Source organism: Deltaproteobacteria bacterium, assembly GCA_011375175.1.
Lineage (GTDB): Bacteria > Desulfobacterota > GWC2-55-46 > GWC2-55-46 > DRME01 > DRME01.
Map to the genome: position 1 here is coordinate 15,947 of DRME01000068.1, position 26,008 is coordinate 41,954.

The window sequence follows — 26,008 nt, forward strand, 5'->3', positions numbered from 1 at the left end:
TCCCGGCGGTATTGTTTTTGTACAGGGAGCTCGACACCACCCATGCGAGTATTTAATTGAAGAGAGCCCGTTAATATGTTAAGATAAGGTATTGATATATATCAAATAACGGAATTCGAGGGGGCTTGAATGTCCACAGGTGACGGGGTCTGTCCCGGCTGCGGCAGGCCGTACAGGAAGACGGCCGGCCTGGCCGTACACATGTTGGTCGGCGCGGCGGCGGGCCTGGTGGTCGGCACCGCCTTCGTGGCCTACTGGTTCGGCACCTACGCCGGTTTTTTCCACAACATGGCCATCATCCACGAGGTGGCCGGCACACTCCTCGGCGGGCTCATCGGCGCGGTGGCGGCCGTGTGGAGGAGGAGATGAGCAGGCCCTTCGCTGCACTTGCCGCCCTGCTGCTGATGGCGGCGCTGCTGCAGGGATGCGCCGGAGCCGAGGCCGGGACGCAGAGCCCCGACTTCACGGTCCGTATCGTGGGTGGCGCGGACGGCTCGTGGACGGGCAGGACCGTGACGCTGTCGCAGCTTCGGGGCAGGCCCGTGGTCATCCACTTCACGGCGAGCTGGTGCAACGCCTGCAAGCGCATATTCGACGCCGTGACCACGGGCTACGCCGACGTCTTTGTCATGGGTGTGGGAGTGATGGACAGAAAGCCCAACATAGTCGACTTCGTGCGCTCCCAGGGGCTTTCGGCGCCGGTGGGCTACGACGAGGACGGCTCCATAGCCCGCGACTACGGCGTGAACACCCTGCCGCTCACGGTCTTCATCGACCGTGACGGCGTTCTCGTAGAGCGGGTCCTGGGCGTTGTCGAGGGCGAACGGCTACGCAGCATAATGGAAAGGATTTCGGCCTGAGGCCGCACGCAGAGGGGACCGTCGGCCGCTCGCCCTTGAGACCATGAAAAAAGGCGCCATCCTCTTTATAACCCCGCCCTACCATGCGGGAGTGGTCGAGGTCGCCGGCAGGTGGGTGCCCCTCCATCTCGTCTATCTGGCCGGGGCGGTCAGGGCCGCCGGCTTCGAGGCCGCCATCTACGACGCCATGACGAAGGATGTGGGCCACGCCGAGATCGAGGCCCGCATACGGCAGATGCGGCCCCGCTACGTGGCCACATCGGCCATCACATGCACCTTCCCCGACGCCCTCGCCGTCATGGAGACGGCCAAGCGCGTGGACCCGTCGATCACCACCATAATGGGCGGCATACACCCTACCTTCATGCACGAAGAGGTGTTCACCCTCTCGGCCCACGTGGACTTCGTCGTCGTGGGCGAGGGCGAGAAGACGGTGGTCGAGCTGCTCGATGCGCTCGAGGGCGGCGGCGACCCCCTTGCCGTGGCCGGCGTGGCGACGCGCGAGGGCGCAGGGCCGCAGCGCCCCCTCATGGAGCCCGGCGAGCTCGATGCCCTTGCCAAGGCGTGGGACCTGCTCGACTGGGACGACTACCGCTACTTCGTCATACCCGACTCAAGGCTCGGCGCCGTCGACACCTCGCGGGGCTGCAACAAGGACTGCAGCTTCTGCTCGCAGCGGCGCTTCTGGCGCCAGAGCTGGCGGGGACGCAGCCCTGAGTCGGTCGTCGCCGACATGGAGACCCTCAAGCGCGAGCACGGCGTCAACGTCGTGCTCTTCACCGACGACTATCCCACATACGACAGGCAGAGGTGGGAGCGCCTCCTCGAGCTGCTGCTTCTGCGCAACCTGGGCTCCTACATCCTCATGGAGACGAGGGTGGAGGACATACTGCGCGACAGGGCCATACTCAAGGAGTACCGCCGGGCCGGCATCATACACGTCTACGTGGGCACCGAGTCGACCGACCAGGCCACCCTCGACCTCTTCAAAAAGGACGTGAAGGTCGAGGACGCCAAGGAGGCCATAGGGCTTCTCAACGACCACGGCATCATAACGGAGACGTCCATGATACTGGGGCTTCCGGCCGAGACGAGGGACTCCATCGAGCGCACCCTTCGGCTCGCCAGGGAGTACAACCCCGACTTCTGCCACTTCCTCGCCATAGCGCCATGGCCGTACGCCGACATGTACGAGGAGCTCGCCCCCCACGTGGCGGTCAGGGACTACCGCCGCTACAACCTCATCGACCCCGTGGTGAAGCCCCGGGCCATGGAGCTCGACGACATAAACTCGGCCATAGTGGACTGCTACAGGCGCTTCTACATGGACAAGCTCCACGAGGTCGTAAGGATCGGGGACCGCTTCAAGCGCGACTACCTGCTCTTTTCCATGAAGCTTATGATGACCAACTCCTTTCTCGTGGAGAAGATAGGCGGCCTCGGCGAGATGCCCGAGGAAGTGAAGCGCCACCTCGCCATACTGCGCGAGCCGGAAAAGGAGGTGACGGGGCTTTGAGCCCGCCGCGCGCCGCGGGGCGGTTCCTTGCGCCGGACCATGAGAGTAGTCGACATCCTCGTATCGAGGGGCTTTGCCGTCTTCCTGCTGGCGGCCTCGCTCGTGCTGCTCGTCTTCATGGCCAGGCGCACGGGCCTGTACAGCCCGCTCTTTGTCCTGCTGCCCGCCTTCGTCTTTGCGAGCCTCTTCTTCTGTACGCTTCGAAGGTACAGGGCCCGGCGGCGCAGGAGCGTCAAGTTCATCGGGTCGCTCGTCTTTCACGGCGGGCTCATGGCCGGCGTGGCCGTCATCTTCTTCGCGCCCCTTGTGAGGTTCTCCGCCTATGTGGAGGCGCTCGAGGGGATGAGCGTATCGGCCGACGACGGCGACTACGTGACCGTGCTCGAAAGGCCCCTCGTCGGCCCGGCCGCGCCTTTTATATCTTTCAAGCTCGAACGCTTTGTTATAAGATACAAGGACGACGTCTATCCCGTCGACTATACGGCGTACTCGCGCATCGCCTTTCTCGAGGGCGGCGAGTTCCGGGACGTGGAGGTCCCCATACGGATAAACGGTCCCTTCCGCCGCGGCGGCTACACCTTTCTGCTCGAAAACGGCGGCTACGCCGGGCGGTTCGTACTGAGCGACCGGAGCGGGGCCGTCCTCTTCGACCGTTACGTGAAGCTGGCGCGTGAGACGGCCAGGGAGGACTCCTTCGAGGCCCCGGAGGCGGGCCTTGTCTTCTACACGAGGTTCTTTCCCGACCTCTACGTGAAGGACGGCGGTGTGGGCACCCGGTCTCCATATCCGAGAAATCCCGCCTTCGGCATAAAGGCGGCGCGCAGGGACGACCCCTTCAGGGACATATTCAAGGGGGTGCTCAGGGTGGGGGAGTCGGCCGGCTTCGACGGCCTTACGCTGCGCCTTGCCGACATCAGGGCCTTCGCCGTCATATACGTCGTCAGGGACCCGACCTATTACTGGATATTCGTGAGCTGGACGGCCATCGTCGCGGGGCTTGCCATGCGTTACGGGCCGCTGCTCCTGGAGCGGCGCGACGGCGCGGGGCCGGCCCCGTCGGCGGGAAACGGAGGTGAGGCCACGTGAGGGCGCTCGAGGCCCTGCTGCTGTGGTCGACGGTGGGGCTCTACTTCGTCGACTTCTTCATAATGCTCTACGCCGTGGTCTTCGGCCGCCGCTCCCTCGTGCGCCCGGGCTGGCTCGCAGCCGTCGCGGCCTTCCTCTTCCACTCGGCCACCATCGCCAACCGATGGATCGAGTCGGGCCATCCGCCGGTGCTCTGGCGCTTCGAGCACGCACTGGCCGGCTCGTGGCTCGTCGCCGCCATATACCTCGCCGTCGGCAGGGCGGCCCCGCAGCTCAGGGTGCTGGGGGTCACCGTGACGCCCTTCGTCATCCTCATGCTCGGCTACGGCATCATGGGCGGACCCGCCTCGGTGGAGCCGCTGCCGCCGCCCTACCAGAGCAACTGGCTCTGGGTCCACGTCTTCTTCGCCTGGGCCGCCTACGGCGCCTTCGTAGTCGCCGCCGCGGTGGGCGTCTACTACCTCGTCAAGGCCAGGGGTGCCGGCCGCGATGAAGTGCGGCTGGCCTCGCTCGACGAGCTCTGCTTCAGGGTCGTCATCTTCGGCTTCGTAAGCCTCACCGTCGAGATAGGCGCCGGGGCCATATGGGCCTACGGCCTGTGGGGCAGGTACTGGGGCTGGGACCCCATAGAGACGTGGAGCCTCGTCACCTGGGTCGTCTACGGCCTCAATATCCACCTGCGGGCAAGCTACGGCTGGAAGGGGTCCAGGGCCGCGTGGCTCGCCATAGCGTCGCTTGCGGCCGTGCTCGTCACCTTCGGCGGAATCGGCTTCATAGGCGGCGTCCATACGCCTCTTCTCTGAGGGCTTTCAGGGGGTATCGCGCATGGTCGGCATATTGGTGATGATGAACAACTACTTCCACGACTTCGCCACGGCGCTGGTCGTGGTCTGCACATACGGCATGCTCATGATGGTCCGCTACGTGGAGCGAAGCGGCGGCGAGGAGTCGCGCCGCATGGTGCTGGCCCTCTATCCCCGCATGGTCCACCTCACCGGCGGCTCGGTCGTCTTCGTCATGCTCGCCGGAGTGGTGCGGGCCTTCACCTACGGCGACTACGAGTGGCAGAGCGCCGTCTCCAACAACCAGGTGGCGGCCCTCATGGTCAAACACGTCATACTCTTCGCCCTCTTCTTCTACGGCCTCGGTCTCTGGGTCAAGGTCCACCGCAAGATAAGGGAGTTCAGGATGGCGCAGGGCAAATCCTGACTTTCTCCGCCGGGGTAGTCTCTTTGCGCGGCGGGAAGGCGCCCCCCCTGCCTCCGCAGGGGCAGGCCGGGGTGCAAGGGTCTCTGAAGAGACCGCGGCCCGTGAGGCCCTTTTCCGCAGGGGCCGCCCGGAAAAGACACAGCAGAGAGCGTGTGACATGAAGCTCACCCTCATCTCCCCGCCCTTCGGCGAGGCCGTGCGTTCGAGCCGGCTCATGTCCATGACCGGCCTTGACGAGATACAGAAGAGCGAGGGATTGCCCATAGCTCCGCCGGTGCTCGAGTATCTGGCGGGCCTTACCGGCAAGGTCGCCCCCCACGTGGAGGTGGAGCTTGTGGACGCCAACCGCCAGGACCTCGACGTCTCGGCCCTTGACGCCGACGTCGTGGGCTTTACGGTCCTCACGCCCCAGGCGCCGTGGGTATACAGGCGGGCCGATGAGCTGCGGTCCATGGGCAGGAAGGTGGTGCTCGGCGGCATGCACGTGACGGTGCTGCCCCGCGAGGCCGCCGCCCACGCCGACGCCGTGATCATCGGCGAGGCCGAGAGCTGCTGGGGCGAGTGCCTCTCCGACGCCGAGGCCGGCCGCCTCAAGCCCTTTTACCGCGGCGTGAGGGCGGGGCTCGAGGACCTTGCCCGTCCCAGGCGGGGGCTCCTCGCCACGCGCTATCCCATGGGCTCCTTCTTTACCGCCCGGGGCTGTCCCTTCAAGTGCGCCTACTGCTCGGTATACAGGTTCTTCGGCAACGCCATTCGCCACCGCCCCATCGAGGATGTGGTGGCCGAGGTGGCCGAGAGCCCCTACTGGATGTTCTGGAATGTGGACGACAACATCTGGGGCGCCGGCATGGACCGCTCCATAAGGCTCTATACGGAGCTCTACCGCGAGCTGTCGGGGATGCGCAAGTGGTGGATAGGGTCGGGCGATCTCGTAAGCCCCCAGCACTCGCGGGGCCGCGAGCTCCTCAAGTGGGCGCGCAGAAGCGGCCTCACGCTCGTCATGGTGGGCTGGGAGACGGAGAACGCGGCGAGTCTCGCCGAGTGGAACGCCCTGCTCAAGCAGGGCGGCAGGCGCCGCGAGGCCGTGAGGATGATACGCGATCACGGCATAGACGTCATGCTCTTCATCATGGTCGGCGGGCGCAGGGACACCCCCGACGATTTCAAGCGGGCCCTCGACATATCCGACGAGCTGGGCTGCATGATCCACCCCATGATGGTGACACCCTTTCCGGGCACGGACCTCTACGAGCTCTACAGGCCGTACCTCATCGCCGGGCGGGGCTGGGAGTACTACAACGGCAACCGCGCCGTCTTCGAGCACGACGACCCCGCCATGAGCGTGGAAAACCGCGAGAAGGCGCTCTTCTGGCTGCGGGCCGAGGCCTTTTCGGCCTCGAGGATCATGGGGAGGCTGTGGGAGCTGGGACCGAGGGGCTTCCCCATGACGCACGTGACCTCCGCCATGATACAGGTGCCCATGGGCAGGGCCTTCAGAGAGATAAGGGAAGGCAACCCCTATGTCCAGGGTAGTTGACGTCCTCGGCTCAAGCCTCCTCTCCATGGGTCTGCTCGTCGCGGGCGCGCTCTACTTCGCCTACCTGACGGCCCTCTCCTTCGCTGCCCTCGAGCCTCCCGCGCCCTTCATGGTCTGGGGGCCCTTCGCCCTGTGGGGAGCCCTATTCACGGCCAACACGGCCGTAAGCCTCGTGAGGAGAAGGTACCGCTACAGGGGTAACCTCGTCTTCCACACGGCCTTCCTGCTCGTTGCCGCCGGGGCCGTGGCGAGCGTTCTGTGGAGGTTCGAGGCCTCGGCCGTCGTTCTCGAGGGGGAGATATTCTCGGGCGGCCCCGGCGAGTACGACACCGTCGAGGCCGGAAGCCTCGCCGCAGCGCCCCATCTCTCCTTCAGGGTCGAGAGCATAAGACCCGCCTACTGGCAGGGACGCCTCTATTTCACGGGGCTCGAGGCCGAGATCACCTACCCGGCGGGCTCCTTTTCGCAGCGTTCGCTGTTGAGGCTCAACGGCGGGCCGTCGGTGGGAGGAGCGCGCCTTCGCATCATACGCTACGGCTTCTTTCCAGAGCTGCTCTTCACGGAGAGGGGGGAGGCGGTGGTGCGCCGGGCCGTGCCCATGATGGTCTTTCCGCCGGGCTCGGAGGACGTCATAAAGGTGAAGAACTACGACCTCTACATAAAGGTCTTGAGCGACCCCGAGTTTGTCGGCGGCCGCTACGTGAACAGGGGGATGGACGTGACGGAGCCGCTCTTCCTGGCAAGGCTTCTCTGGCACGGCACGACCATACACGAGGGGCCCTTCCGTGCCGGCGAGTCCATAACCTTCGCCGGCGTGACCGTCACCTTCACGGGCCTTCGCCAGTGGGTCGAGGTGGGGGTGGTCAGGGATCCCGGCGAGCCGGTGACCTTCGCAGGCTTTGTCACGGCCGCCATCGGTCTCTTGATGAGGCTTGTCCCTGCCGTGAGGCGGACGTGAACGCGGCGGCCGGCATAGCCTTCACGGCGGGCCTCGTCTTTTACGGCGCGGCGGCCGCGGCCGCGCCCGCCGGGCTTGTCCGCCTCTACAGGCTCTCGGCCGCCGGCGCCCTGGCGTCCCATCTGCTGTATATCCTGCTCCGCTGGCGCATTTCGGGGCATCCGCCCATACTGGGCACCTTCGAGGAGAGTCTCTGCGCCGCCTGGTCGGTGACGCTCTCGGCGCTGCTCATGGACCGGCAGGGCCGAACCGCCGCCTTCACCGCGCCCTTTGCCTTCCTCACGCTCCTCTACGGCCTGGGCTTCGAGACCGGGCCGAGGCCGCTCATCATCTCCGAGCAGAGCCTGTGGGTCTACTTCCACGCCCTCTTCGCCTGGGCCGCCTACGGGCCCTACACGGTGAGCTTCGCCGCCGCCCTGCGGATACTGTGGGGCAGGGGGGAGGGCGACGGACCGCGGCGCATCCTCTACGCCGGCCTCCTGTACGGACTCATGGGCCAGACGGTCATGTTCGTGCTCGGCTCCTACTACTCGTCTCTTCTCCACGGCGCGCTCTGGACCTGGGACCCCGTGGAGTACCTCTTCGTCGTAAGCTGGCTCGTCTTCGCGGCCGCCGTGCACGGCCGCATCTTCTTCGGCTGGTCGCAGCGACGGGTGGCCCGGTGGGCGGCCGCGGGCTTCCTGGCCGCCGTGGTCCTCTACTGGGGGCTCGTATACTTCCCGTGGTCGACCTACCACGTATTCGACCCCGAATACAAGATACACGGATGAGTCGAGGGGAGCTTCCCGAAAGAGGAGCGTGGGGCCGCGGCCGGCTCGGACCGCCGCGGTATGCCGGTCCTTTGTGCGGCTCTCACCGGGGGGCCGGCCGCGCCAGGCGGGGTTGTTACGCCTTTGCGGCCGGCCCCCCGGTGAGAGCCGCGGAGGCCGGCCTCCCGAGGAGACCCGCTCCAAAGATTTTCAATGCCCCACGGGAAGGGGGCGTCAGTGGCGGAAGGTCTTGTGGCAGGCGTTGCAGTTGTTTATCAGTTCCGCGAGGAGTCTGAGGGCGTCGTCGCGGCGGCCTTCTTGCGCGGCGACGACCAGCTCGTCCGCCTTTTTGTGGACCGCCATGCCGAGCTCGACGAATCCGCTCTCGCCGGTCATCTTTTCCACCTTGGAGCAGCGCTGCTCTTCCTGGGGCGACCAGCCGAGCACCCTGGCGGCCTCGGCCGCGGCGGCCGTGTCGTTCGCCGCCAGCGCCGCCGTTATGTCGGCCACCGTGTCGAGGTGGCGGCGCATCATCTCCTTCTGCATCACCTTCATCGCCGCCGGGAGCTTGAGCTCCCGGCGCTCGTCTTTCATCGCTGCGCCCATCATCATGGCGCCGTGGCCGCCGCCGTGACCGTGGCCCTTGCTTAGCGCACCCTGCTCGAGGGTGAAAAAGAGCGCCGCCGCCGAGAAGGCGAGGGCGAAGGCGGGTATGAACACTCTCTTCATGGCTTTTCCTCTCTCTCTCTGTGTTTCCCGGCGGGACTTCCGCCGGGGGCTCGGGTCAGTCGCTCCGGGGGAGCCTCTTTGAAGAATGATAGCGCTTTCAGGGGATGGTGAATATGACGGATATCATGCCTCGAATGTCGCCGGGCACAAAGCCGTAGGCCCTGTCGTCGCCGTACCTCTCCTTGACGAATCGCGGCCGCAGGGCGGCCGGTCCGTGACAGGCCAGGCATGACCTCTCGACGAATACGGGCATGTGGAAGGCGATGGTCTTTTTGCCCTCCTTCTCCCTCATCTCGGTGATGGAGAGCAGTGTCCTGTCGCTGTCGAATCTTTCGATGAGGGCCTTCTCGTCCGGCGTGGCCGCGTTGGCCGGGTTGCGGTACCTGACGGCGGAGTGTCTTATGGTGACGCCTTCGCGCGCCGATATGCCCTTTATGCGGCGGACGACCTGGCCGCACACCCCCCTGAAGGTCTCGATGTCCGCGTCCGAGCCGCCGCCGACAAAACTTGCGGCCAGCGAACTTCTCAGGATGGTTATCTCCCTGGCTATTTCTTCGGCCCTCTCGAAGAGGGCGGCGGGGGCGGCCGCGCCGGCGGGAGCGGCCGCAAGGAGGACGCAGGCGGCCAGGATGGTCGAAAGTTTCCGTTTCACGGTGTCACCTCGCCGGGCAGGGCGAAAAAAAACCAGCCCGTCCTTCGCGGAGCGGGGCTGGTCGCATGTAGGCCGTTGGAGCGGGCGATGGGAATCGAACCCACGTATGAAGCTTGGGAAGCTTCCATTCTACCATTGAATTACGCCCGCCTCTACATTATTATGATATACATGAAACGCCCGCCGCGGTCAAGGGTCTTTTGAGGCCGGGGCGTCTGCGCTGGGGAGCGGGGGATGAGGGGAGGGGAAGGGGGAGAAGGAGCGCCGAGCCGCTTTCACTCCAACCTGAAACGCACACCCTTTCGGGTGTGCGTTTCAGGAGGGTTGGGGGTCAGGAGGTGAGTGATCGCCTGTACCGTACCGTCAGGCGGTGGCCCTGTCGGCGTCTGTGGGGCGCTCGCCCATTGCGAACTTGTTTTGCATGCGCTTGTACTCGTTGAGCACCTCGTCTTCGAGCATCTGCCTTGTGGACTGGTCGAGGGGATGGATGAGGTCCCGGTAGGTGCCGTTCTTCATCTTCTTGGCAGGCATGGCAACGAAGTATCCGTTGGTTCCTTTGATGACCTTCATGTCCCTGATGATGAAGCAACCGTCGAGCTTGATCGTGACGAAAGCCTTGAGCTTGTCGTCACCGTCTACGGGCAGAACCTTGACCTCTGTGATACGCATTGCCAAACCTCCTGTCAGTTGCGTTGGTTGATGTCGTTTTGGCTGTGTGGCCGTCCCGTTTCGCTGCGCGTCCTCAAATCGTGGATTGCGGGCCTGTAAACCTGTTGTTGACGCCGCCTTCAGAACGTTTCGACGATAACGATAACGATAACAATTTCAAATGCAAGCGTCATGCCAAAGGGCCGGCGTCGCTGGAAACTGTTATTTTTGCAGGAATTGGAATTTTTGTAATGGCGAATAGCGGGAATTTATACTTTTCTTGTGCACATCCGTATGTGCATGGTGCACTGGAAAATGTGCAGCAGGTCGCCGAAAGAGTGGTGCAACCCCCGCCTCTCGATACTCCGCGATAGCGCCGCCTCTGCCCTCGATGCGGCCGGTGCCGTTGACTTGAAGGGGACGATGGAGTTATAATTTGGAGAAACTTGGAAGTCTTTGAAGGGGGGACCTTGCCAGCGCCCCGCGCCCGCTGTCTGGGGGGCGGTCGCCGGGAGGTTCGGGCCGCAAGGGCGTAAAGAACCCGCCCGGCGCGGGCCGAACCTCCCGGCGACCGCCGAACGTCCGAATAACTTACAAGGGGTACGGGGGAGACGGCGGCCTATGGCCCTTCTTCAGAAAGGCTCCTCCAGAGTAATTAATCAGAGCTTCCCTGGATTTGATGAAGAGCAGACTCACCTACAGGAGTGCGGGCGTTGACATCGACGAGGGCGAGCGTCTGGTGAGGCTCATAAAGCCGCTTGCGAAGTCGACGGAGCGGCCGGGGCTCGTGAGCGGCATCGGCGGCTTCGGCGCGCTCTTTTCGGGTCGCTTCAAGGGGATGGAGGAGCCGCTTATAGTCTCATCGACCGACGGCGTGGGCACGAAGCTGCGGGTCGCCTTCATGGCCGACCGCCACGATACCGTGGGGATCGACCTCGTGGCCATGTGCGTCAACGACATCGTCGTAAGCGGGGCCGAACCGCTCTTCTTTCTCGATTACCTCGCCTGCGGCTCTCTCGACGCCGTCAGGGCGGCCAGGGTCGTCAGGGGTATCGCCGCCGGGTGCAGGGAGGCGGGATGCGCCCTCGCCGGCGGAGAGACGGCCGAGATGCCCGGCATGTACGCCGCCGGAGAGTACGACCTGGCGGGATTCGCCGTCGGCGTCGTCGACAGGCCCAGGCTCGTCGACGGCTCGCGCGTCGGGCCCGGCGACTCGGTCATAGGGCTCGCCTCGAACGGGCTGCACAGCAACGGCTACTCCCTGGCGCGCAAGGTCTTCTTCGAGCGCATGGGGCTCGGCCTCGGCGACAGGCCCAGGGGGCTGCGGCGCACCCTCGCCTCCGAGCTCCTGAGACCGACCCGCATATATGTGAAGCCCGTTCTCGCCCTCCTGGAGAGACCCTTCACCGTGACGGCCATGGCGCACATAACGGGCGGCGGGCTGCCGGAGAACCTGCCGAGGGTGCTGCCCCACGGCGTCAAGGTCGAGATAAGACGGGGCTCCTGGCCCGTGCCGCCCGTCTTCCGCCTCCTAAAGCAAGGGGGCGGGCTCGACGATGAAGAGATGATGAGGACCTTCAACTGCGGCGTGGGCTTTGTGGTGATCGCAAGAGGCGGCGACGAGGAGGGCGTGCTCGAAGCGCTGAACGCCATGGGCGAGAAGGCCTGGGTCATAGGCCGGGTCGTCGAGGGCAGGGGGGCGCCATCGGTGGAGGTGGTCGGTTGAGCGCAGAGAGCGGACGCCTGCGGGGAGGGCGCCGGCCGCTCCCCATAGCCGTGCTCGTCTCGGGCGGAGGCACCAATCTCCAGGCCATAATCGACGCCGTCGAGGCGGGGCTCCTCGACGCGCGCATCCGCGTGGTGCTGAGCAACAGGCCCGGCGCCTACGCCCTGGAGCGGGCAGCGAGGGCGGGCATACCGATCGAGGTCGTCGAGGGCCGGGGCTTCCCGGACCGCGGCGCCTACGACGAGCGGCTCGTCGAGGTCCTGCGCCGCTACGACATCGAGCTCGTCGTGCTCGCCGGTTTCATGCGCATCCTCTCTCCGGCCTTCATAAAGGCCTTCGCCGGCAGGATAATGAACATCCACCCCTCTCTTCTGCCGAGCTTTCCCGGTCTCGACGTGCAGAGAAAGGCCCTCGAGGCGGGGGTCAAGTTCTCGGGCTGCACGGTCCACTTCGTCGACGAGGGCGTGGATACGGGACCGATCATCATCCAGGCCGTCGTGCCCGTGCTCGACGACGACACGGTGGAGAGCCTCTCGGCGAGGATACTGGAGCAGGAGCACCGCATCTACCCGCAGGCCATCCGTCTCTTTGCCGAGGGCCGCCTCAGGGTCGAGGGGCGGCGGGTCCTGGTGCGCGACGGCGAGGGAGCCTCGGGCGCACTCGCCAACCCCCCGGTAAGGATCTTCGACCGTGGCTGAGGCCGTGCTGGTGAGCGCCTGCCTTTTGGGGCTGTGCACCCGTTACGACGGCTCCCATGCCAGGCGCCGGGAGGTCTTCGATGCGCTCGGTGCGAGGACGGCCGTGGCCGTATGTCCCGAGCAGCTCGGCGGCATGGCCACGCCGCGCCCGAGGGTGGAGATACGGGGCGGAGACGGAGCGGACGTGCTCGACGGCCGCGCCGCGGCGGTTGACGAAGAGGGCCGCGACGTGACGGCGCTCATGCTTCGCGGCGCCTTCCAGACCCTCGGGCTTGCGCGCATAAGCTCGGCGCGCGAGGCGCTGCTCAAGGAGAGGAGCCCCTCGTGCGGTGTCGTGGCCGTCGCGCGCGGCGCGGGAGAGCGGAGCGGAAGAGGCGTGGCGGCGGCGCTTCTTGAAAGAAACGGTATACGGCTCAAGGGATTCTCTTAGGGAAACTCTGATTAATTACCCTGAGGGAACCTTTTTGTAAAAAGGTTCCCTCAGACTCCCTCCAAAAACTTTAAACGCCCTGCGGATCACCCCGATTTTGCTTGCAAAATCGGGGTGATCCGCAGGGGATTAAAAGTCTTTGAAGGGGGGCTGGGGGAAACGTGGGCCTGTGGCCCTTCTACAGAAAGTTTCCCCCAGTGTAATAAATCAAAGCTTCCTTAGGGAAGCCCCGATTTAGACACCTTGGTGGACGGGCGGAATTCGACGCCCTTCTTCTGGAAAGCTCGCCGGCTGCGAGTGCACGGGAGCATGACGCCATGAGAAGACTCTTCACCTGCCGACTGCATTGCGGGCGCCCGTCGACGGCGCTTGCCTGGGCGCTGGCGGCGCTCCTGTCTTTCCCGGCCCTCTCCGCCGCCGAAGAGGGCGGCGAAACGGTGACGGCCGAGTCCATAAGGGACCTCATCATAAGGCTCAACAAGGAGTACAACTACATAGGGGAGGAGCTCAAAAAGCTCGAGGAGAGCGTCAGGGAGTTTCCGGCCACCATACTGAACATCTCGGTCGTCAACCGCGACCCCCTGCTCCGTATCGTCTCGCTGGAGGTGCTCGACAACAAGCGGCCGCTCATGAGCCACATCTACACCGACCGTGAGAACGAGGCCCTCCACATGGGCGGGCGCCACCAGTTCTATCTCGACGAGACAAGCACCGGGCCCCATCAGCTCAAGGTCCTTCTCGTCTGGAGCACGGGCGGCGCCGGGAAGAGAGCGGCCCGCGAAGGCAGGTCCGATACGCAGGTGAACATCACCGTCAAGCCCGGCGTGGAACATTTCATAGAGTTCAACCCCGTCAGGGCCGGCGGCACGGTCGTCATCCGCCATCACAAGACAACTTACAGCGCCCTGTAGAGACGATGATACGCCTCAGGCACATACTCGCCGCCGCGGCGCTCCTTGTGGCGGCCGGCCACGGGGCCGCCGAGGAGCCCGGGCGCATACCCTTCTCCATGTCAAGGGGCGACTATAACTACCAGAGCGCGCTCTTCAGCTACGTAACGGGCGACTTCTTCAGCGCCTCCGCCCTCGCCTCGAGCGTGCTCCTCGACGACCACTCGGCCCGGCACGACGAGGCGCTTCTGCTGCTGCGTCTCTCCGACCTCAAGCGCCTCCACACGGGCAGGTTCTACCCCGACTTCAAGGGCGGGGACGTCCTCCGCGAGAGGATGCCCGCGCTCATCGGCATGTTCGACACCTTTTACAGGATGGGCGAGTACGACAGGGCCCTCATGCTCGCCGACGAGCTCGGCGACTCTCCGGCGGCCCGTTATTTCAGGGGCATGGGCTTTCTGAGGCTCGGGCGCATCGACGAGGCCCTTGCAGACCTCGAGGCCGTGCCGGCCGGCGAACCCCTCCACCCCTACGCGGCCGTCGCCGCAGCCCAGGCATACCTCATGAAGCAGCAGCGCCGCAGGGCGGAAGGGGTGCTCAAGGCCGTGCTCGCAGGGGGGGAACTCGACGGCGGGCTCTCCGACAGGATGCGCGTGCTGCTCGGAGGCGTGCTCTTCGACGAGGGACGCTACGAGGAGGCCCTCATGGAGTACCTGCGCATATCCATGGAGAGCCCCCTCTACAGGGAGGCGCTCATAGGGCAGGCCTGGGCGCTGGCAAAGCTCGGCTCCTTCGAGGCGGCCGTGCCGATCATAAAGGAGATCAGGCCGTCGCCGCCCTACGACGCCGACGCCATGGACGTGATGGTGCTCCTCGGCTACTGCTACCTCGGCTCGGGCCGGGCCGTCGAGGCGAGAAACCATTTCGCAAGGCTCGCCGTCGAGCTCAGGGCGCAGCGGGACGAGATAGAGGGGCTGCTCGGGAGCCCGGAGAGGCTCGAGCGCCTGAGCGGCGCCATTCTCGACGGCGACGACTCGGGACTCGACAGCCGCGAGCGCAAGTACCTCACCGTCGTGAGGTCGAATAGAGACGTCTTCGACCTCGTCGAGTCCTACAGGGCCCTCGGCCGCATAGCCGACGCCCTCGAGCGCCAGCAGCGCAGCATCCTCTCCACGGCCACCCATCTCGACAACACGATCATCGGTCTCAAGGCGCTTGTCGCAAGCCCGGGCGCCAAGATGGACGGCGTGAAACGGCTTCTCGCATCGGCCAACAGGGTGCTCGACGCCCACCCCGACCCCTTCGGCGGCTACGACAGGGAGAACAGGGACTTCTTCGCCGAGGTGGAGGAGATGCTCTTCGTGCGCTGGCTTAAGACGGCCGGCCGGCCCATGACCGGTGACGAGAAGAGGATGGTGAGCCTCATCCTCAAGGAAGGCGCCGAGGCCCTGGAGTGCCTGAACTCGCCGGTGGTCTGTCCCATAGTGCACACCATACTGCCCGACTCGGTGCAGGGCCACAACCGCGAGCTCAACGACTTCAGGAACGTCACCAGGGCGCTGGCCGTGATCGCCGAGGACCTCGCCCACATACGCCGCGGCGAGGCCATAGGGTTCGAAAAGATGCTCATGGAGAAAAAGGAGCAGGCCCGCAGGTCCATGGCCAAGTGCGCGGAGGCGAAAGAGGGGGTCGAACGGCTCCGCGGCCGCGCCGCCGCGGCCGCGGAGCTGGCCCGCCGCGGCATGACCGACGTGAGCTCGCTCCTTCACCGCCGTGTGGCCGACAGCCTCCTCAAGTTCGCCTACGAGCTCGAGGACTACGACCTCTACATCGAGAAGGGGCTTGCCGAGGCCGGGATCGCGGCCGGGGCGGGGAAGGGGGGCGGCCGCCGCTGATGCGTTCCTCCCGGGCCCTTCTGCTTTGTCTGCTCCTCGTCGTCCCGGCCGCCTGCGCCGTCAGGAAGCCGGTGCGGGAGGTGGTGGAGCCGCCGCCGAAGGTCGAGCTCTCGGAAGAGGATTTTGCAAGGGCGGCCATAGAGAAGTGGCGGCGCTACATGTCTCTCGCCGACGACTACGACCTGTCGGTGGAGACGGCCCTCAGGCTCACGGAGCACTACTTCGAGGCCCGCGACATCCTCTACAAGAAGGAGATGGAGGAGTACGAGGCGGCCGTGGAGCGCTACGAAAAGGGCGAGATCACGGAGGAGCCCATAGCGCCGGTCCGCGACTACGGCGAGCTCATCGACCGTCTCGCCGTGCTCGCGGGGCGCAACAGGTTCGGCCGCGGCGCCGACGCCCTGCGCTACGCCCTGGGATACGCCCTCTACGAGGACGGCCGCGTCGACGAGGCCGTCGAGGTCTTCGAGGGACTCATCGGGGACTTCCCGCGGACCCCCTACTACGTAGAGGTGAGCTTCCGCCTCGGCGAGATCTACTTCGAGACCGGCCAGATGGGCGAGGCCATAGAGAGCTACGAGCGTGTGCTCGCCCACCCGGACTCGGTCTTCTACTTCAAGGCCATATACAAGCTCGCCTGGGTATACTACAAGCTCGACGAGTTCGAGAACGCCGCCGACTCGTTCTTCACCATAATGGAGAGCTTCGGCGAGCAGGGCCGGGAGCGGGCATCCACGGGCCTCTGGGAAGAGGGCTTTTCAGGGGCCGTAATGGCGCTCTCCCACTTTGCGAGGATCGAGAAGGCCGTAGACTACCTCCGCTCCCGCGGCGTGCGCGCCTACACCCCTGGGGTCCTTCAGAGCCTGGGCTCCACGCTCCATGAGGCGGGCAGGTACGAAGAGGCCCTGTACGTCTACAACGTCTTCGTGGAGCTCTTCCCCGAGGACGAGAGGACACCCTTCACATACGCGGTCATAGCCGAACTCTACGACGAGCTCGACAAGGCCGACAGGGCGATGAGCACCAGGTGGGACCTGGCCCAGCGCTACAACCCCACGACCGCCTGGTACGGCAGGCTCTATCCCGCGGGCAACGCCGAGCTCGACAGGCTCGTCGCGGCCGCCATGCTCTCGTCGGCGAGGGCCTACCACGTCAAGGGACGCGGCGCCGACACGGTGCTCCTCGAAAAGGCCCTCAAAGGCTATACGACCTTTCTCGACGCCTTCCCGGACTCGGACAAGGCCCTCGATGTGCGCCTTCTCGCCGCCGAGACGCTCTTCGACCTCGAGCGTTACGAAGAGGCCGTCGTCGAGTACTCGAGGGTGCTCGACCTCTCTGCGCCGGGCGCCAGGCGCGGTGAGATAGCCTTCTCCGCCATCCTCACCTACGAGGTCATCTTCTACCGCTACAAGGGCGGCTCCACCGACAACATACGGCACGCCGAAGAGGTGCTCGACCGTTACGGCGACGACCTCTCGGCCGTATACAGGTACGAGGACTCGGTCTACAAGGTGGCCGACATGTACTCGCGCCTCGGTCTCTACGCCAGGGCCAGGGAGAGGATCCAGCCCCTTACGCGCAGGGGGGAGCCCGAGAAGGCGTACCGCAGGCTCGCCGAGCTCTACATGGAGGAGGGGGACCTCGAAGGCGCCGAGAAGAGCTACGGGGAGCTTGTCTCCCTATCGGGCGAGCGGGAGTATCGGCGCAGGCTTGCGGCGGTGAAGTTCAAGATCGCCGAGAGGCTCATAGGCGAGGACTCCTACGACGAGGCGTCGTCCAAGCTCATGGAGACGTTCGAGACCGACCCGGGCTCGGAGGTCGGCGAGGCGGCGCTGCTGCGGCTGGGAAACCTCCATATAAGGCGTAAGCTCATGGGCGAGCTCGAGCGGGTGGTGGCCGTCTACCGCCGCGCCTATCCGGACTCCGAGGGGCCGCTATCGCTGCTCCTCGAGGCGGCCGGGGCCGTGGAGAGGGAAGAGCCCGTGAGGGCGGCGTCCATATACGAGAAGGCGTCGTTCATGGCCTCGGACGCGGCCGCCGCGGCGCTTGTGCTCCGGGCGGGGCTGCTCTTCGAGTCGTCGGGCGAGCTCTTGAGCGCAGTGAGGGCCTTCAGGCGATACCTGGCCGTCGAGGCCATAGAGCCGGAGATGGAGGAAGAGGTCCGCTACAGGCTCGGCAAGGCGCAGATGGACTCGGGCGCCGTCGAGGAGGGGCTGGCCACCATGCGGGAGCTCGTCGAGTGGGCCGGAGAGTCCAGGGGATACTACGTGGCCAAGGCGAGACTGGTCTTGCTTCGAGAGGCCATGGAGGGTTATTTCGCCGTAAGGCTCGTGGAGCCGGTGGAGGAGAATCTCGTCAAGAAGACACGGCTACTGCAGTCGCTGATGAGCGAGCTCTCCCAGCTCATCGACTTCGGCATAGCCGAGCTCCTGCCGGAGATATACTATCCCGTGGGGCTCATCCTCGAGGACTACAAGGTCTCGCTCCTGGAGAGCGAGAGGCCCGAGGGACTCACGGCCGAAGAGCTCGAGGAGTACGACTTTCTGCTGGAGGAGAAGGCCATACCCTATGACGAGCGGGCCGTGGCGGCCTACGAGAACGGCTACAGGGCCGGCGTGGAGCAGGCTCTATTCAACGAGTGGGTCGTAAAGAGCCTTGAGCGGCTCGCCGAGCTGCGGCCCGCGACCTACAGGAGGAGCTTCGACACGGGAGGGGCGGAGCTCGTCTACGTCGTGCCGGGGCCGATCATGGCGGAGAGCGTGTTGTGAACGGAAGGGCGTTGACAGGGAGGGCGGCGGCGGCGCTTCTGTGTCTGCTTATCGTCGCGGGATGCGCCGGACCAGCTTTGAGGAAGGAGGCCGCGCCAGGCGAAGCCGTATCCGGCAAGGCCCCATCCGGCGATGCCGCCGCCGTCGAGGAGGCGGCCGCTGGGGCCGGCGCGCCGCAGCCCGGTGAGCTGACCGGGCCGCCTGAGGCCGCGGAGGAGGTCGAGGGGGAAGTCGTCGGGGAGGAGGTGATCGAGGCCGAGCCCCGGCGCCCGCCAGAGGCCGCCTCCGATGACGCCGCGGCCGTGGGGGAGCCGGAAGAGGAGGTCTCGCAGGAGGAGGTCATAGGGTTCTTCCTCAAGGGCGCCTTCAAGCGCCTCGACGACGACCCGGCGGCGGCCAGGAGGATATACCAGAAGGTCATCTCCATGGCCCCGGCCAACTGGCTCGCCCACTACAACCTCGGAATGCTCATGATGTGGGAGGGGGAGCTCGAGGGGGCGAGAAGGGAGCTTCTCCTGGCGCTCGAAAACGCGCGCCGGCCGCCTTCGGATATATACGCGGCCCTGGGCATGGTGCATCTGCGGCTCGGCATGACCGAAGAGGCCATAAGATACTTCGACGACGGCCTCGGTGTAGAGAGGTCGCCCGCCATGCTCATGAACGCCGCCAACGCCTACCAGGAGGCCGGAAGGCTCGAAGAGGCGCTGCGCAACTACAGGAAGGTCGAGGCCGTGGACCCGGAGTTCCGGGGACTCGACTACAACCTCGGCATGCTGCTCTTCAGGATGGGCCACTACGACGGCGCGCTTCACAGGTTCGAGCAGGCCCTGGAGCGCGACGAGGCGCCGCGCCGCACCCTGCTGCTGCTCAAGGCCAGAACGCTTCTAAAGCTCGGAGAGCCGGCGGCCGCCCTACAGATACTCCAGAGACTTGCCGATGATGGTGAAGACAAGGCCGCGATCTACAGGAACATGGGCATAATCTACGAGCTCTACATGGGAGACATGGAGAGGGCGGCAAGAAACTACGAGCTCTACCTCGCCGCGGCGGGAGAGGACGACCCTGAGGTGGGCCGCTGGCTCCGCCTGGTGAGGGCGAGGCTTGAGAGGGCCGGGGGAGGGGAGGGCCCGCCGTGAGGGGCGCGGCACTTGCGATAGCGGCCGCGGTGTTGCTTCTCCGGGCCCCTTGCGCCTCCGCCTCGGCCGACGTGATGGAGAGGGACGCAAAGGCCGGGGAGCCCGTCATCGTCGAGAGGGTCATAAGGATCGAAGGCACCATAGAGAAGCCCCGCATACTCTTCATCGTGCCGAGGGCCAGGATATGGAGGGCCGACTTCTTCGGGAAGAGTTTTCTCGACGATATGCTGAGGCCGGTCTATCCGGACAAATTAACCGAGGAGGGGGGCGCGGCGCTCCCCTGACGGAGGTGGATGTTTCATGGAGCTCATCGCTTCTTTTTTCAGGGAAGGCGGCATGTTCATATGGTTCATACTGCTCGTCTCCATCGTGGGGTTCGCCATCATGGTGGAGCGCGGCGTGCTTCTCATCTTCAGGTACAACCTCAACAGCCGCGCCCTGTGGGCCAAGGTCGAGAAGTTCGTAAAGGACGGCCACCTCGACCGGGCCGAGGCCCTCTGCGCCAACTCTCCGGTGCCCCTGATGAGGATACTCCACAGGGCCATCTCGGCGGCCTCGGGCACGGAAAAGGACATCCAGAACGCCGTGGACGAGGCGGCCCTCGAGGTGATCCCATCCATCGACAAGCGCGTGCCCTACCTCGCCACGCTGGCCAACATAGCAACGCTTCTGGGGCTGCTCGGCACCATCCAGGGCCTCATCCAGGCATTCGCCGCCATAGGCAGCGCCGACCCCTCGCAGAAGGCCTCGCTCCTTGCAAGCGGCATATCCATAGCCCTCTACTCCACGGCCTTCGGCCTCATCGTGGCCATACCGATGCTCGTCATGTACTCGGTCCTCCTCTCCAAGGCCCACAGGATCATCGACGAGATAGACGAGTTCTCCATAAAGATCATCAACCTCCTGGCCCGCTACAGGGAGGGCCGTTAGAGCGGCGCCGTCCCCTTTATTCAACCCCCAGTCCATTATCGCCATGGCATACAGACCGAGCAGAAGGATGCACCACGGCGCCGAGGGCGCCGACCTCAACCTCATCCCCATAATGAACGTCTTCATCATCATCATTCCGTTCCTGCTCCTCACGGTGGTCTTCGCCAAGACGGCGGTCATAGACGTATACCTCCCCCACGAGGTCGAAAGTCCGCCCGAAAAGGAGACGGAGCAGGAGCCCGGCGAGAGGACGCCGCCCAGGCTCCTGACCGTGAAGATAACCGACGGGGCCCTCACCGTGGGCTGGGGCGAGAGGGAAGAGAGGATAGAGGCGGCGCCCGACAACTCGCACCTGCGCCGGCTCTCGGAGGCGCTTCTCGACATAAAGCGGGAAGCCCCCGACCACAGGGAGATAATCCTTCTATTCGATTCGCACATCTCCTACGACTACGTGGTCAAGGTCATGGACGCATCGAGGGAGATAACCCTGGAGCGCGGCGGCGTCAAGAGCAGGCGTTCGCTCTTCCCCCTCGTCTCTCTCGGTGAGAACAGGGAGTAGCGCGATGGCGAGGGCGAGATCGGTGTCGAGGAACAGGCGCAGGAGATCGAGACTCGCGGCGGCCGCGCTGACTCTTACGTCCATGATGGACATGTTCACCATCATCCTGCTCTTCCTCCTCAAGAGCTACTCGGCCGAGGGCGAGATATACACCATGCATCCGAGCCTTACGCTGCCCGTGTCCATATCCACGGAGAAGCCCAGGCTCAAGCTCCTCATCCAGCTCACATCGAAACACATACTCATAGAGGGCGAGCCGGTCGTGACCGTCGCCGAGGCGCTCCGGGACTTCAAGCCCAAGACCGACGACCCCGAGCACCTGCTCATCCGCCCGCTTCTCGCCGCGCTCGACAGGAACACCGAGAAGGTGGAGTTCATCGCCCGCACCAACCCCGACGTGAAGTTCACCGGCGAGGTCATGATCCAGGGCGACAGGTCCATACCCTTCGCGCTCCTGGAAAAGGTCATGTACACCTGCGGTCAGGCGGGGTACTACGACATATCGCTTGCGGTCCTTACCCGTGAATAAAGGCAGGAGTCTCTTCACCGTAACGGTCGACGTCGCCGGAGACAGCCCGGAGACCATCCGTGTCGACGAGGCGCTCGGCCGGTTCAGGCGCTTCCTCACGATAGGGAGCGATCCCCGCTGCCACATCGTGGTGGCGGGGGTGGACGGCATACCGGCAAGGCTCCGCTTCATCGAGCGCACCGACCGCGGCTACGCCCTCCACATCCCGCCCGAACTCGACGCAACCATCGTGCGCGGCGGCCACGTCATCTCGACAAAGGGGCTCATCGACCTCGGCTTCCTCAAGAAGAGGGGCCGCTGCTATCTCCTGCCCGTAAACGACAGGAAGGACCTCGTGCTCACGGCCGGCCCCATGACCCTCACCTTCGGCTACCGGCCGGCCGCGCGCCGCAGGAGAAGACGCCTTGAGAGGGGTCTCAAGAAGCCGCTCGTCTCTAGGGAGGAGCTGGGCTTCGTACTCTTCGTCGCCCTCTCGGCCATGGTCCACCTTTCGTCCGTGGGCTACCTCAACACCATAGAGATAAAGAAGGACGAGCCCATCGAGGTCATAAAGAAGATCCCCAAGAGGTTTGCAAGGCTCATACTGGAGGCGCCGAGGCCGAAGAAACGCAAGTTCAAAAAACCCGCCGTCGTCGAGCCGGAGGTTAAGGAGGAAGAGCCGCAGGAGCCGGAAGAGGAGGTCAAGGAGGAGGAGGTCGTCGAAGAGGAGCAGGCGGAGCAGCCCGTCGAGGAGCCGGAGCCGAAGCAGGAGGCGCTAAAGGAGCCAGAACCTGAGCCCGAACCCGCGCCCGAACCGGAACCTGAGCCCGAACCCGCGCCCGAACCGGAACCTGAGCCCGAACCCGAGCCCGAACCGGAACCTGAGCCCGAACCCGAGCCCGAACCGGCTCCCGAGCCCGTGGCCGAACCGGAGCCCGAGGCCGTGGAGGTGGCGAGCATGGAGCCCGAGCCCGCCGCGCCGGAGCCGGAGGTCGTCGAACCCGCCCTCGAGCCCGCCCCTGAGCCGCCCCCTTCGCAGCCCCTCCCGCGGGAGCCTGCGGCCGAGCCCGCCCCTTCGCGGCAGGCCGTCCGCGAGCAAGTAAAGCGCAAGGGGCTTCTCGGCATAATCATGGCCAAGTCCCGCCACGGGGCGGAAACGGGCGGCGACGAGGACCTCTTCAGGGGCACGGAGGAGCTCACCAGGACGATCCTGAAGCCGCCCTCGCCGGTGAGGGCGGCCCCGAAGGCCGCTTCGGGGAAGAAGAGCGGGAAAAAGGACGTCATCGCCGGCATAAGGACCGAGGCGAGGCGCAAGGTCGAGGAGGTCTCCGAGAAGGCCCTCGCCGTGGAGAAGAAGAGCGACGAGAAGGCGGTGCGCGACATCGTGAGCGAGAAGCGGAAGGTGGCGCTCGTCGACCGCGACGCCCTCTTCGCCGACGTGGAGAAGGAGGCGGACGAGGCGGTCGAGGTGAAGAAGTCGCGCTCCGAGAGCGACGTCTACAGGGTGGTGCGCCGCTATACCGGCGGGCTCAAGTACCTCTACAACAACGCCCTGCGCGAGGACCCCGCGCTACGCGGAGACCTGCGCGTAAAGATCGTCATCGGGGCCGACGGGAAGGTGAAGCTCGTCGAGAAGCTCTCGACCACCCTCGACTCCGAGAGACTCGTCAAGGCGCTCGTAAGGCGTATCTACCGCTGGAAGTTCCCAAGGATAGAAGGCGACGAGGACTTCTCCATAGTCTATACCTTCGACTTCACCCCCGAAGGACTCTCGTGAGAGAGGACAGATACGTTCACGGCGCCAACCGGCGGCAAGGGGGCGGCTTGACAGGTTCCGCTGCGCTGTGGTAAGAATGCGGGATGACGAAGGCCGTGAAGGCCCTCTGGAGGTTCTTCGCCTCCCCGGGGCTTACCGTAGCGCTGGCTGCGCTCATATGCCTCGACGCCGCCTGGGGCTCGATGGTGGCCGTGAAGAACCCCGCGGCCTACGGGGCCCTCGACCGGGCCGTGCTCTTTCCCTGGCTCTTCACCACGGGGCTTGAGCGGCCCGATCTCAGCGCCTGGATATTCGTCCTCGTGGGCCTGAGCGCGCTCTTCGCCGTCAATACGGCGGTCTGTACGGCCGACAGGCTTTACGCCGTCGTCAGCAACCGCAGGCCCCTCCAGGCCCTCTTCCCCCACGTCGTGCACATAGGGTTTCTCATCGCCCTGGCCGGCCATCTCGTCGGCGCCCTGTGGGGCTTCCGAAGCCACGGGAACCTCCTTATCCAGGGTGAGGCCGCCGCCGTGCCCTATGTGCCGGAGCTCACCGTCCGCCTCGACGGCGTGGACGTCGAGACCAGGCCCGGCGAGGGGCTGGTCTCGATGAAGACGAAGGTGACGATCTTCGAGAAGGGCCGCGAGGTGCTCAGCGACGCCATCGAGATAAACGGACCCGTCATCTACAAGGGCGTGGCCTTCTACCACGCCGACCACGGTTCTACGCCCACGGGCCTTGTCATCGAGGCCGGTTCGCGGCGCCGGGAGGTCTCCTTCGGCGAGGTCTTCACCACGGCCTCGGGCTCCACGTACAGGCTCGGCCGCATCTACCCGGACCTGGCCTTCGACGCCGAAGGGCGCGCCTACTCGCGCTCCGGGGCCTTGCGAAATCCGCACTGCGAGATCGTCTCTGGCTCGGGCGTCAGGGCCTATCTCGACATATCGAGGCCCGGCACGGAGGTGGAGGTGGACGGAGAGACGCTGCGCCTCGCAGGCTACGTAATGACGCCCTACGCGGTGCTCACGATAAACAGGGACCCCGGCATGGGACTCATAGTAGCCGGCTCGGCCGTGCTGGTCGCGGGCATGGTGCTGCTGCTCTTCATGCGCGGCGAGAGAGGCGAACTCGTAAGAGGCAGGACCGGCGCGACCGGCCCAGCCTGAACCGGAGCGGAGGCGAGATGTTTCATACGGCCGACTGGGAAGAGATAAAGGCCGGCAGGGTCACGGACGTCTACTTTGCCAGGACGCTCGAGATACTCGAGGCAAAGGGCATCGACAAAGAGGTGCGCGCCGAGTTCTTCGCAAAGAAGCTTCCCGGCGGCGTGCCGTGGGCGGTATTCGCCGGCGCCGAGGAGGTGGCCTCGCTCATGGAGGGCAAGGCCGTCGACATCAGGGCCCTCGCCGAGGGAGAGGTCTTTTACGCCGGCGAGCCCGTCATGGAGATAGAGGGACGCTACCGCGACATATGCGTCTTCGAAACGGCCGTGCTGGGGCTCATCTGCCAGGCGTCGGGCATCGCCACCAGGGCGGCCCGCATGAGGATCGCCGCCGGAGACCGCATGCTCGTGAGCTTCGGCGCCCGCCGCATGCACCCCGTGGTGGCCCCCATGATAGAGCGCGCAGCCTACATCGGCGGCTGCGACGGCGTGGCCGTCACGGCGAGCGCCCGGCTCCTCCACATGGACCCCATGGGCACCATACCCCACGCCCTGGTCATCATGTTCGGCGACACCGTCGAGGCATTGAAGGCCTTCGACGAGGTCGTCGACGGGGACGTAAAGCGCGTGGCCCTCATAGACACCTACAACGACGAGAAGTTCGAGGCCCTGCGCGTGGCCGAGGCCCTCGGCGACCGGCTCTACGCCGTGAGGCTCGACACGCCGTCGTCAAGGCGGGGCGACTTCCGCAAGATATTCGAGGAGGTGCGCTGGGAGCTCGACCTGCGCGGCTACGGCCGCGTAAAGCTCTTTGCAAGCGGCGGGCTCGACGAGGAGACGGTCATCGGTCTTCGCCACGTGGTCGACGCCTTCGGCGTGGGCACTTCCATAAGCAGCGCCCCGGTGGTGGACTACTCCATGGACATCGTGGAGGTCGATGGCGTTCCCCACTCCAAGCGCGGCAAGTGCTCGGGCGCAAAACGGCTCGTCCTCTGCCGCGCCTGCGGCCGCCGCGAGGTGGTCCCGCTCGCCTCCGGCGCCGCCCCCTGCCCCTGCGGCGGCCCCGCCGGCGACCTGCTCACGCCGCTTGTGCGGCGGGGGCGCATCGCACGGGAGCTGCCGTCCCCCCAGGCCATACGGGAGGCCGTCATCGAAAGGCTCGAAGGACTCGAGCTCGCCGGTGAGACCCCTTGAGCGACACCGCCCTCACCGCGCCGGGTCCCCGAGCCTGAAGCGGAGCACGGCGAGCCGGTACTTGACGAACTCCGAGAGGGTTATCCACAGCCCCCGGCCGCTCCACCAGCGCGAGGGATCGAAGTTCGGTGAGCGCACGGCGTGGAGCTTGATCTCCACGGCCTCGGGCATGACGGTCGTGAAGGTGTAGGCGGCACGCCTCATGTGGTAGTTGGACGTTATGAGCACCATGGAGCCGAGGCCGAACTCCTCCATTATGCGACGCACCTCGACGGCGTTCTCCACGGTGCTCGAAGAGCGCTTCTCCAGGATGATGCTCTTTTTTTCCATGGAGGTGAGCGGCGGGGAGATGCCGAGGAAGATGGATTCGATGTCGGCGTCGCGGTGGACGCCGCTTATGATGAGCACGCCC

At 65.5% G+C, this 26,008-nt stretch carries 27 protein-coding genes, 1 tRNA gene and 1 pseudogene; 24 read left to right on the forward strand and 5 right to left on the reverse strand.

Features of this window, described 5'->3' with window-relative positions; genetic code table 11:
- The first annotated feature begins 129 nt into the window (after positions 1-129).
- The 9 genes from ENJ37_05800 (at position 130) to ENJ37_05840 (ending at position 7,936) form a co-directional block, all read left to right on the forward strand.
- Complete coding sequence (locus ENJ37_05800) at positions 130-369, forward strand: hypothetical protein (protein ID HHL40001.1); 240 nt, start codon at positions 130-132, stop codon at positions 367-369.
- The gene (locus ENJ37_05805; GenBank protein ID HHL40002.1) at positions 366-860 is read left to right on the forward strand and encodes a TlpA family protein disulfide reductase; all 495 of its coding nucleotides are present in this window, start codon (positions 366-368) and stop codon (positions 858-860) included. Before ENJ37_05800 ends, ENJ37_05805 begins: the two co-directional genes overlap by 4 nt.
- Before the next feature lie 43 nt (positions 861-903).
- Entirely contained in the window at positions 904-2,376 is a 1,473-nt protein-coding gene (locus ENJ37_05810; GenBank protein ID HHL40003.1) for a radical SAM protein, read from the forward strand.
- 39 nt (positions 2,377-2,415) lie between these two features.
- A complete protein-coding gene (locus ENJ37_05815) occupies positions 2,416-3,462 on the forward strand; it encodes a hypothetical protein (protein ID HHL40004.1) in 1,047 nt (348 codons plus the stop codon).
- Positions 3,459-4,265: a cytochrome C biogenesis protein gene (locus tag ENJ37_05820; protein ID HHL40005.1), complete on the forward strand. Its 807-nt coding sequence runs from the start codon at positions 3,459-3,461 to the stop codon at positions 4,263-4,265. Before ENJ37_05815 ends, ENJ37_05820 begins: the two co-directional genes overlap by 4 nt.
- A gap of 22 nt (positions 4,266-4,287) precedes the next feature.
- Complete coding sequence (locus ENJ37_05825) at positions 4,288-4,671, forward strand: hypothetical protein (protein HHL40006.1); 384 nt, start codon at positions 4,288-4,290, stop codon at positions 4,669-4,671.
- A 157-nt stretch (positions 4,672-4,828) separates the two neighbouring features.
- Entirely contained in the window at positions 4,829-6,208 is a 1,380-nt protein-coding gene (locus ENJ37_05830; GenBank protein HHL40007.1) for a B12-binding domain-containing radical SAM protein, read from the forward strand.
- A complete protein-coding gene (locus ENJ37_05835) occupies positions 6,192-7,166 on the forward strand; it encodes a hypothetical protein (GenBank protein ID HHL40008.1) in 975 nt (324 codons plus the stop codon). The genes ENJ37_05830 and ENJ37_05835 overlap by 17 nt, the downstream gene beginning before the upstream one ends.
- Positions 7,163-7,936: a hypothetical protein gene (locus ENJ37_05840; protein HHL40009.1), complete on the forward strand. Its 774-nt coding sequence runs from the start codon at positions 7,163-7,165 to the stop codon at positions 7,934-7,936. The genes ENJ37_05835 and ENJ37_05840 overlap by 4 nt, the downstream gene beginning before the upstream one ends.
- Before the next feature lie 213 nt (positions 7,937-8,149).
- Here ENJ37_05840 and ENJ37_05845 read toward each other — a convergent pair whose 3' ends face one another.
- The 4 genes from ENJ37_05845 to spoVG form a co-directional block, all read right to left on the reverse strand.
- Complete coding sequence (locus tag ENJ37_05845) at positions 8,150-8,644, reverse strand: hypothetical protein (GenBank protein HHL40010.1); 495 nt, start codon at positions 8,642-8,644, stop codon at positions 8,150-8,152.
- Between the two features lie 97 nt (positions 8,645-8,741).
- A complete protein-coding gene (locus ENJ37_05850) occupies positions 8,742-9,404 on the reverse strand; it encodes a DUF3365 domain-containing protein (protein ID HHL40011.1) in 663 nt (220 codons plus the stop codon).
- Positions 9,373-9,446: transfer RNA gene (locus ENJ37_05855), tRNA-Gly, on the reverse strand. Before ENJ37_05855 ends, ENJ37_05850 begins: the two co-directional genes overlap by 32 nt.
- A 213-nt stretch (positions 9,447-9,659) precedes the next feature.
- Positions 9,660-9,965, reverse strand: a complete 306-nt coding sequence (spoVG, locus tag ENJ37_05860) for a septation regulator SpoVG (protein ID HHL40012.1) — start codon at positions 9,963-9,965, stop codon at positions 9,660-9,662.
- Positions 9,966-10,623: 658 nt separating this feature from the next.
- On the opposite strand from spoVG, the gene ENJ37_05865 reads away from it, so the two are divergent.
- The 15 genes and pseudogenes from ENJ37_05865 to ENJ37_05935 all read left to right on the forward strand — a co-directional run bounded on the left by ENJ37_05865 (position 10,624) and on the right by ENJ37_05935 (position 25,596).
- Complete coding sequence (locus tag ENJ37_05865; GenBank protein ID HHL40013.1) at positions 10,624-11,670, forward strand: phosphoribosylformylglycinamidine cyclo-ligase; 1,047 nt, start codon at positions 10,624-10,626, stop codon at positions 11,668-11,670.
- A gap of 17 nt (positions 11,671-11,687) precedes the next feature.
- The gene (locus ENJ37_05870; GenBank protein HHL40014.1) at positions 11,688-12,368 is read left to right on the forward strand and encodes a phosphoribosylglycinamide formyltransferase; all 681 of its coding nucleotides are present in this window, start codon (positions 11,688-11,690) and stop codon (positions 12,366-12,368) included.
- 4 nt (positions 12,369-12,372) lie between these two features.
- Positions 12,373-12,798, forward strand: a complete 426-nt coding sequence (locus ENJ37_05875; protein HHL40015.1) for a DUF523 domain-containing protein — start codon at positions 12,373-12,375, stop codon at positions 12,796-12,798.
- Positions 12,799-13,115: 317 nt separating this feature from the next.
- Positions 13,116-13,709 (forward strand): hypothetical protein, encoded by a 594-nt coding sequence (locus ENJ37_05880; protein HHL40016.1) that lies wholly within the window; start codon positions 13,116-13,118, stop codon positions 13,707-13,709.
- A gap of 5 nt (positions 13,710-13,714) precedes the next feature.
- Positions 13,715-15,583: a hypothetical protein gene (locus ENJ37_05885; GenBank protein HHL40017.1), complete on the forward strand. Its 1,869-nt coding sequence runs from the start codon at positions 13,715-13,717 to the stop codon at positions 15,581-15,583.
- Complete coding sequence (locus ENJ37_05890) at positions 15,583-18,351, forward strand: tetratricopeptide repeat protein (protein HHL40018.1); 2,769 nt, start codon at positions 15,583-15,585, stop codon at positions 18,349-18,351. Before ENJ37_05885 ends, ENJ37_05890 begins: the two co-directional genes overlap by 1 nt.
- An 11-nt stretch (positions 18,352-18,362) precedes the next feature.
- Complete coding sequence (locus ENJ37_05895) at positions 18,363-19,487, forward strand: tetratricopeptide repeat protein (protein ID HHL40019.1); 1,125 nt, start codon at positions 18,363-18,365, stop codon at positions 19,485-19,487.
- Positions 19,484-19,771 carry a hypothetical protein gene (locus ENJ37_05900; GenBank protein ID HHL40020.1) on the forward strand — a complete coding sequence of 96 codons (288 nt, stop codon included), beginning with the start codon at positions 19,484-19,486 and terminating at the stop codon, positions 19,769-19,771. Before ENJ37_05895 ends, ENJ37_05900 begins: the two co-directional genes overlap by 4 nt.
- A 16-nt stretch (positions 19,772-19,787) precedes the next feature.
- Positions 19,788-20,417: a MotA/TolQ/ExbB proton channel family protein gene (locus tag ENJ37_05905; protein ID HHL40021.1), complete on the forward strand. Its 630-nt coding sequence runs from the start codon at positions 19,788-19,790 to the stop codon at positions 20,415-20,417.
- Between the two features lie 43 nt (positions 20,418-20,460).
- Positions 20,461-20,976, forward strand: a complete 516-nt coding sequence (locus ENJ37_05910; protein HHL40022.1) for a biopolymer transporter ExbD — start codon at positions 20,461-20,463, stop codon at positions 20,974-20,976.
- A 4-nt stretch (positions 20,977-20,980) separates the two neighbouring features.
- A complete protein-coding gene (locus ENJ37_05915; GenBank protein ID HHL40023.1) occupies positions 20,981-21,505 on the forward strand; it encodes a hypothetical protein in 525 nt (174 codons plus the stop codon).
- A 727-nt stretch (positions 21,506-22,232) separates the two neighbouring features.
- Positions 22,233-22,424: pseudogene (locus ENJ37_05920) on the forward strand (energy transducer TonB).
- 267 nt (positions 22,425-22,691) lie between these two features.
- The gene (locus ENJ37_05925) at positions 22,692-23,261 is read left to right on the forward strand and encodes an AgmX/PglI C-terminal domain-containing protein (protein ID HHL40024.1); all 570 of its coding nucleotides are present in this window, start codon (positions 22,692-22,694) and stop codon (positions 23,259-23,261) included.
- Between the two features lie 83 nt (positions 23,262-23,344).
- Entirely contained in the window at positions 23,345-24,406 is a 1,062-nt protein-coding gene (locus ENJ37_05930; GenBank protein HHL40025.1) for a hypothetical protein, read from the forward strand.
- Positions 24,407-24,423: 17 nt separating this feature from the next.
- On the forward strand, positions 24,424-25,596 hold the full coding sequence (locus tag ENJ37_05935; GenBank protein HHL40026.1) for a nicotinate phosphoribosyltransferase: 1,173 nt from the start codon (positions 24,424-24,426) through the stop codon (positions 25,594-25,596).
- Between the two features lie 12 nt (positions 25,597-25,608).
- Here ENJ37_05935 and ENJ37_05940 read toward each other — a convergent pair.
- Positions 25,609-26,008, reverse strand: a 400-nt coding sequence (locus ENJ37_05940) for a YdcF family protein (GenBank protein HHL40027.1), incomplete at its 5' end; no start/stop codon positions are given.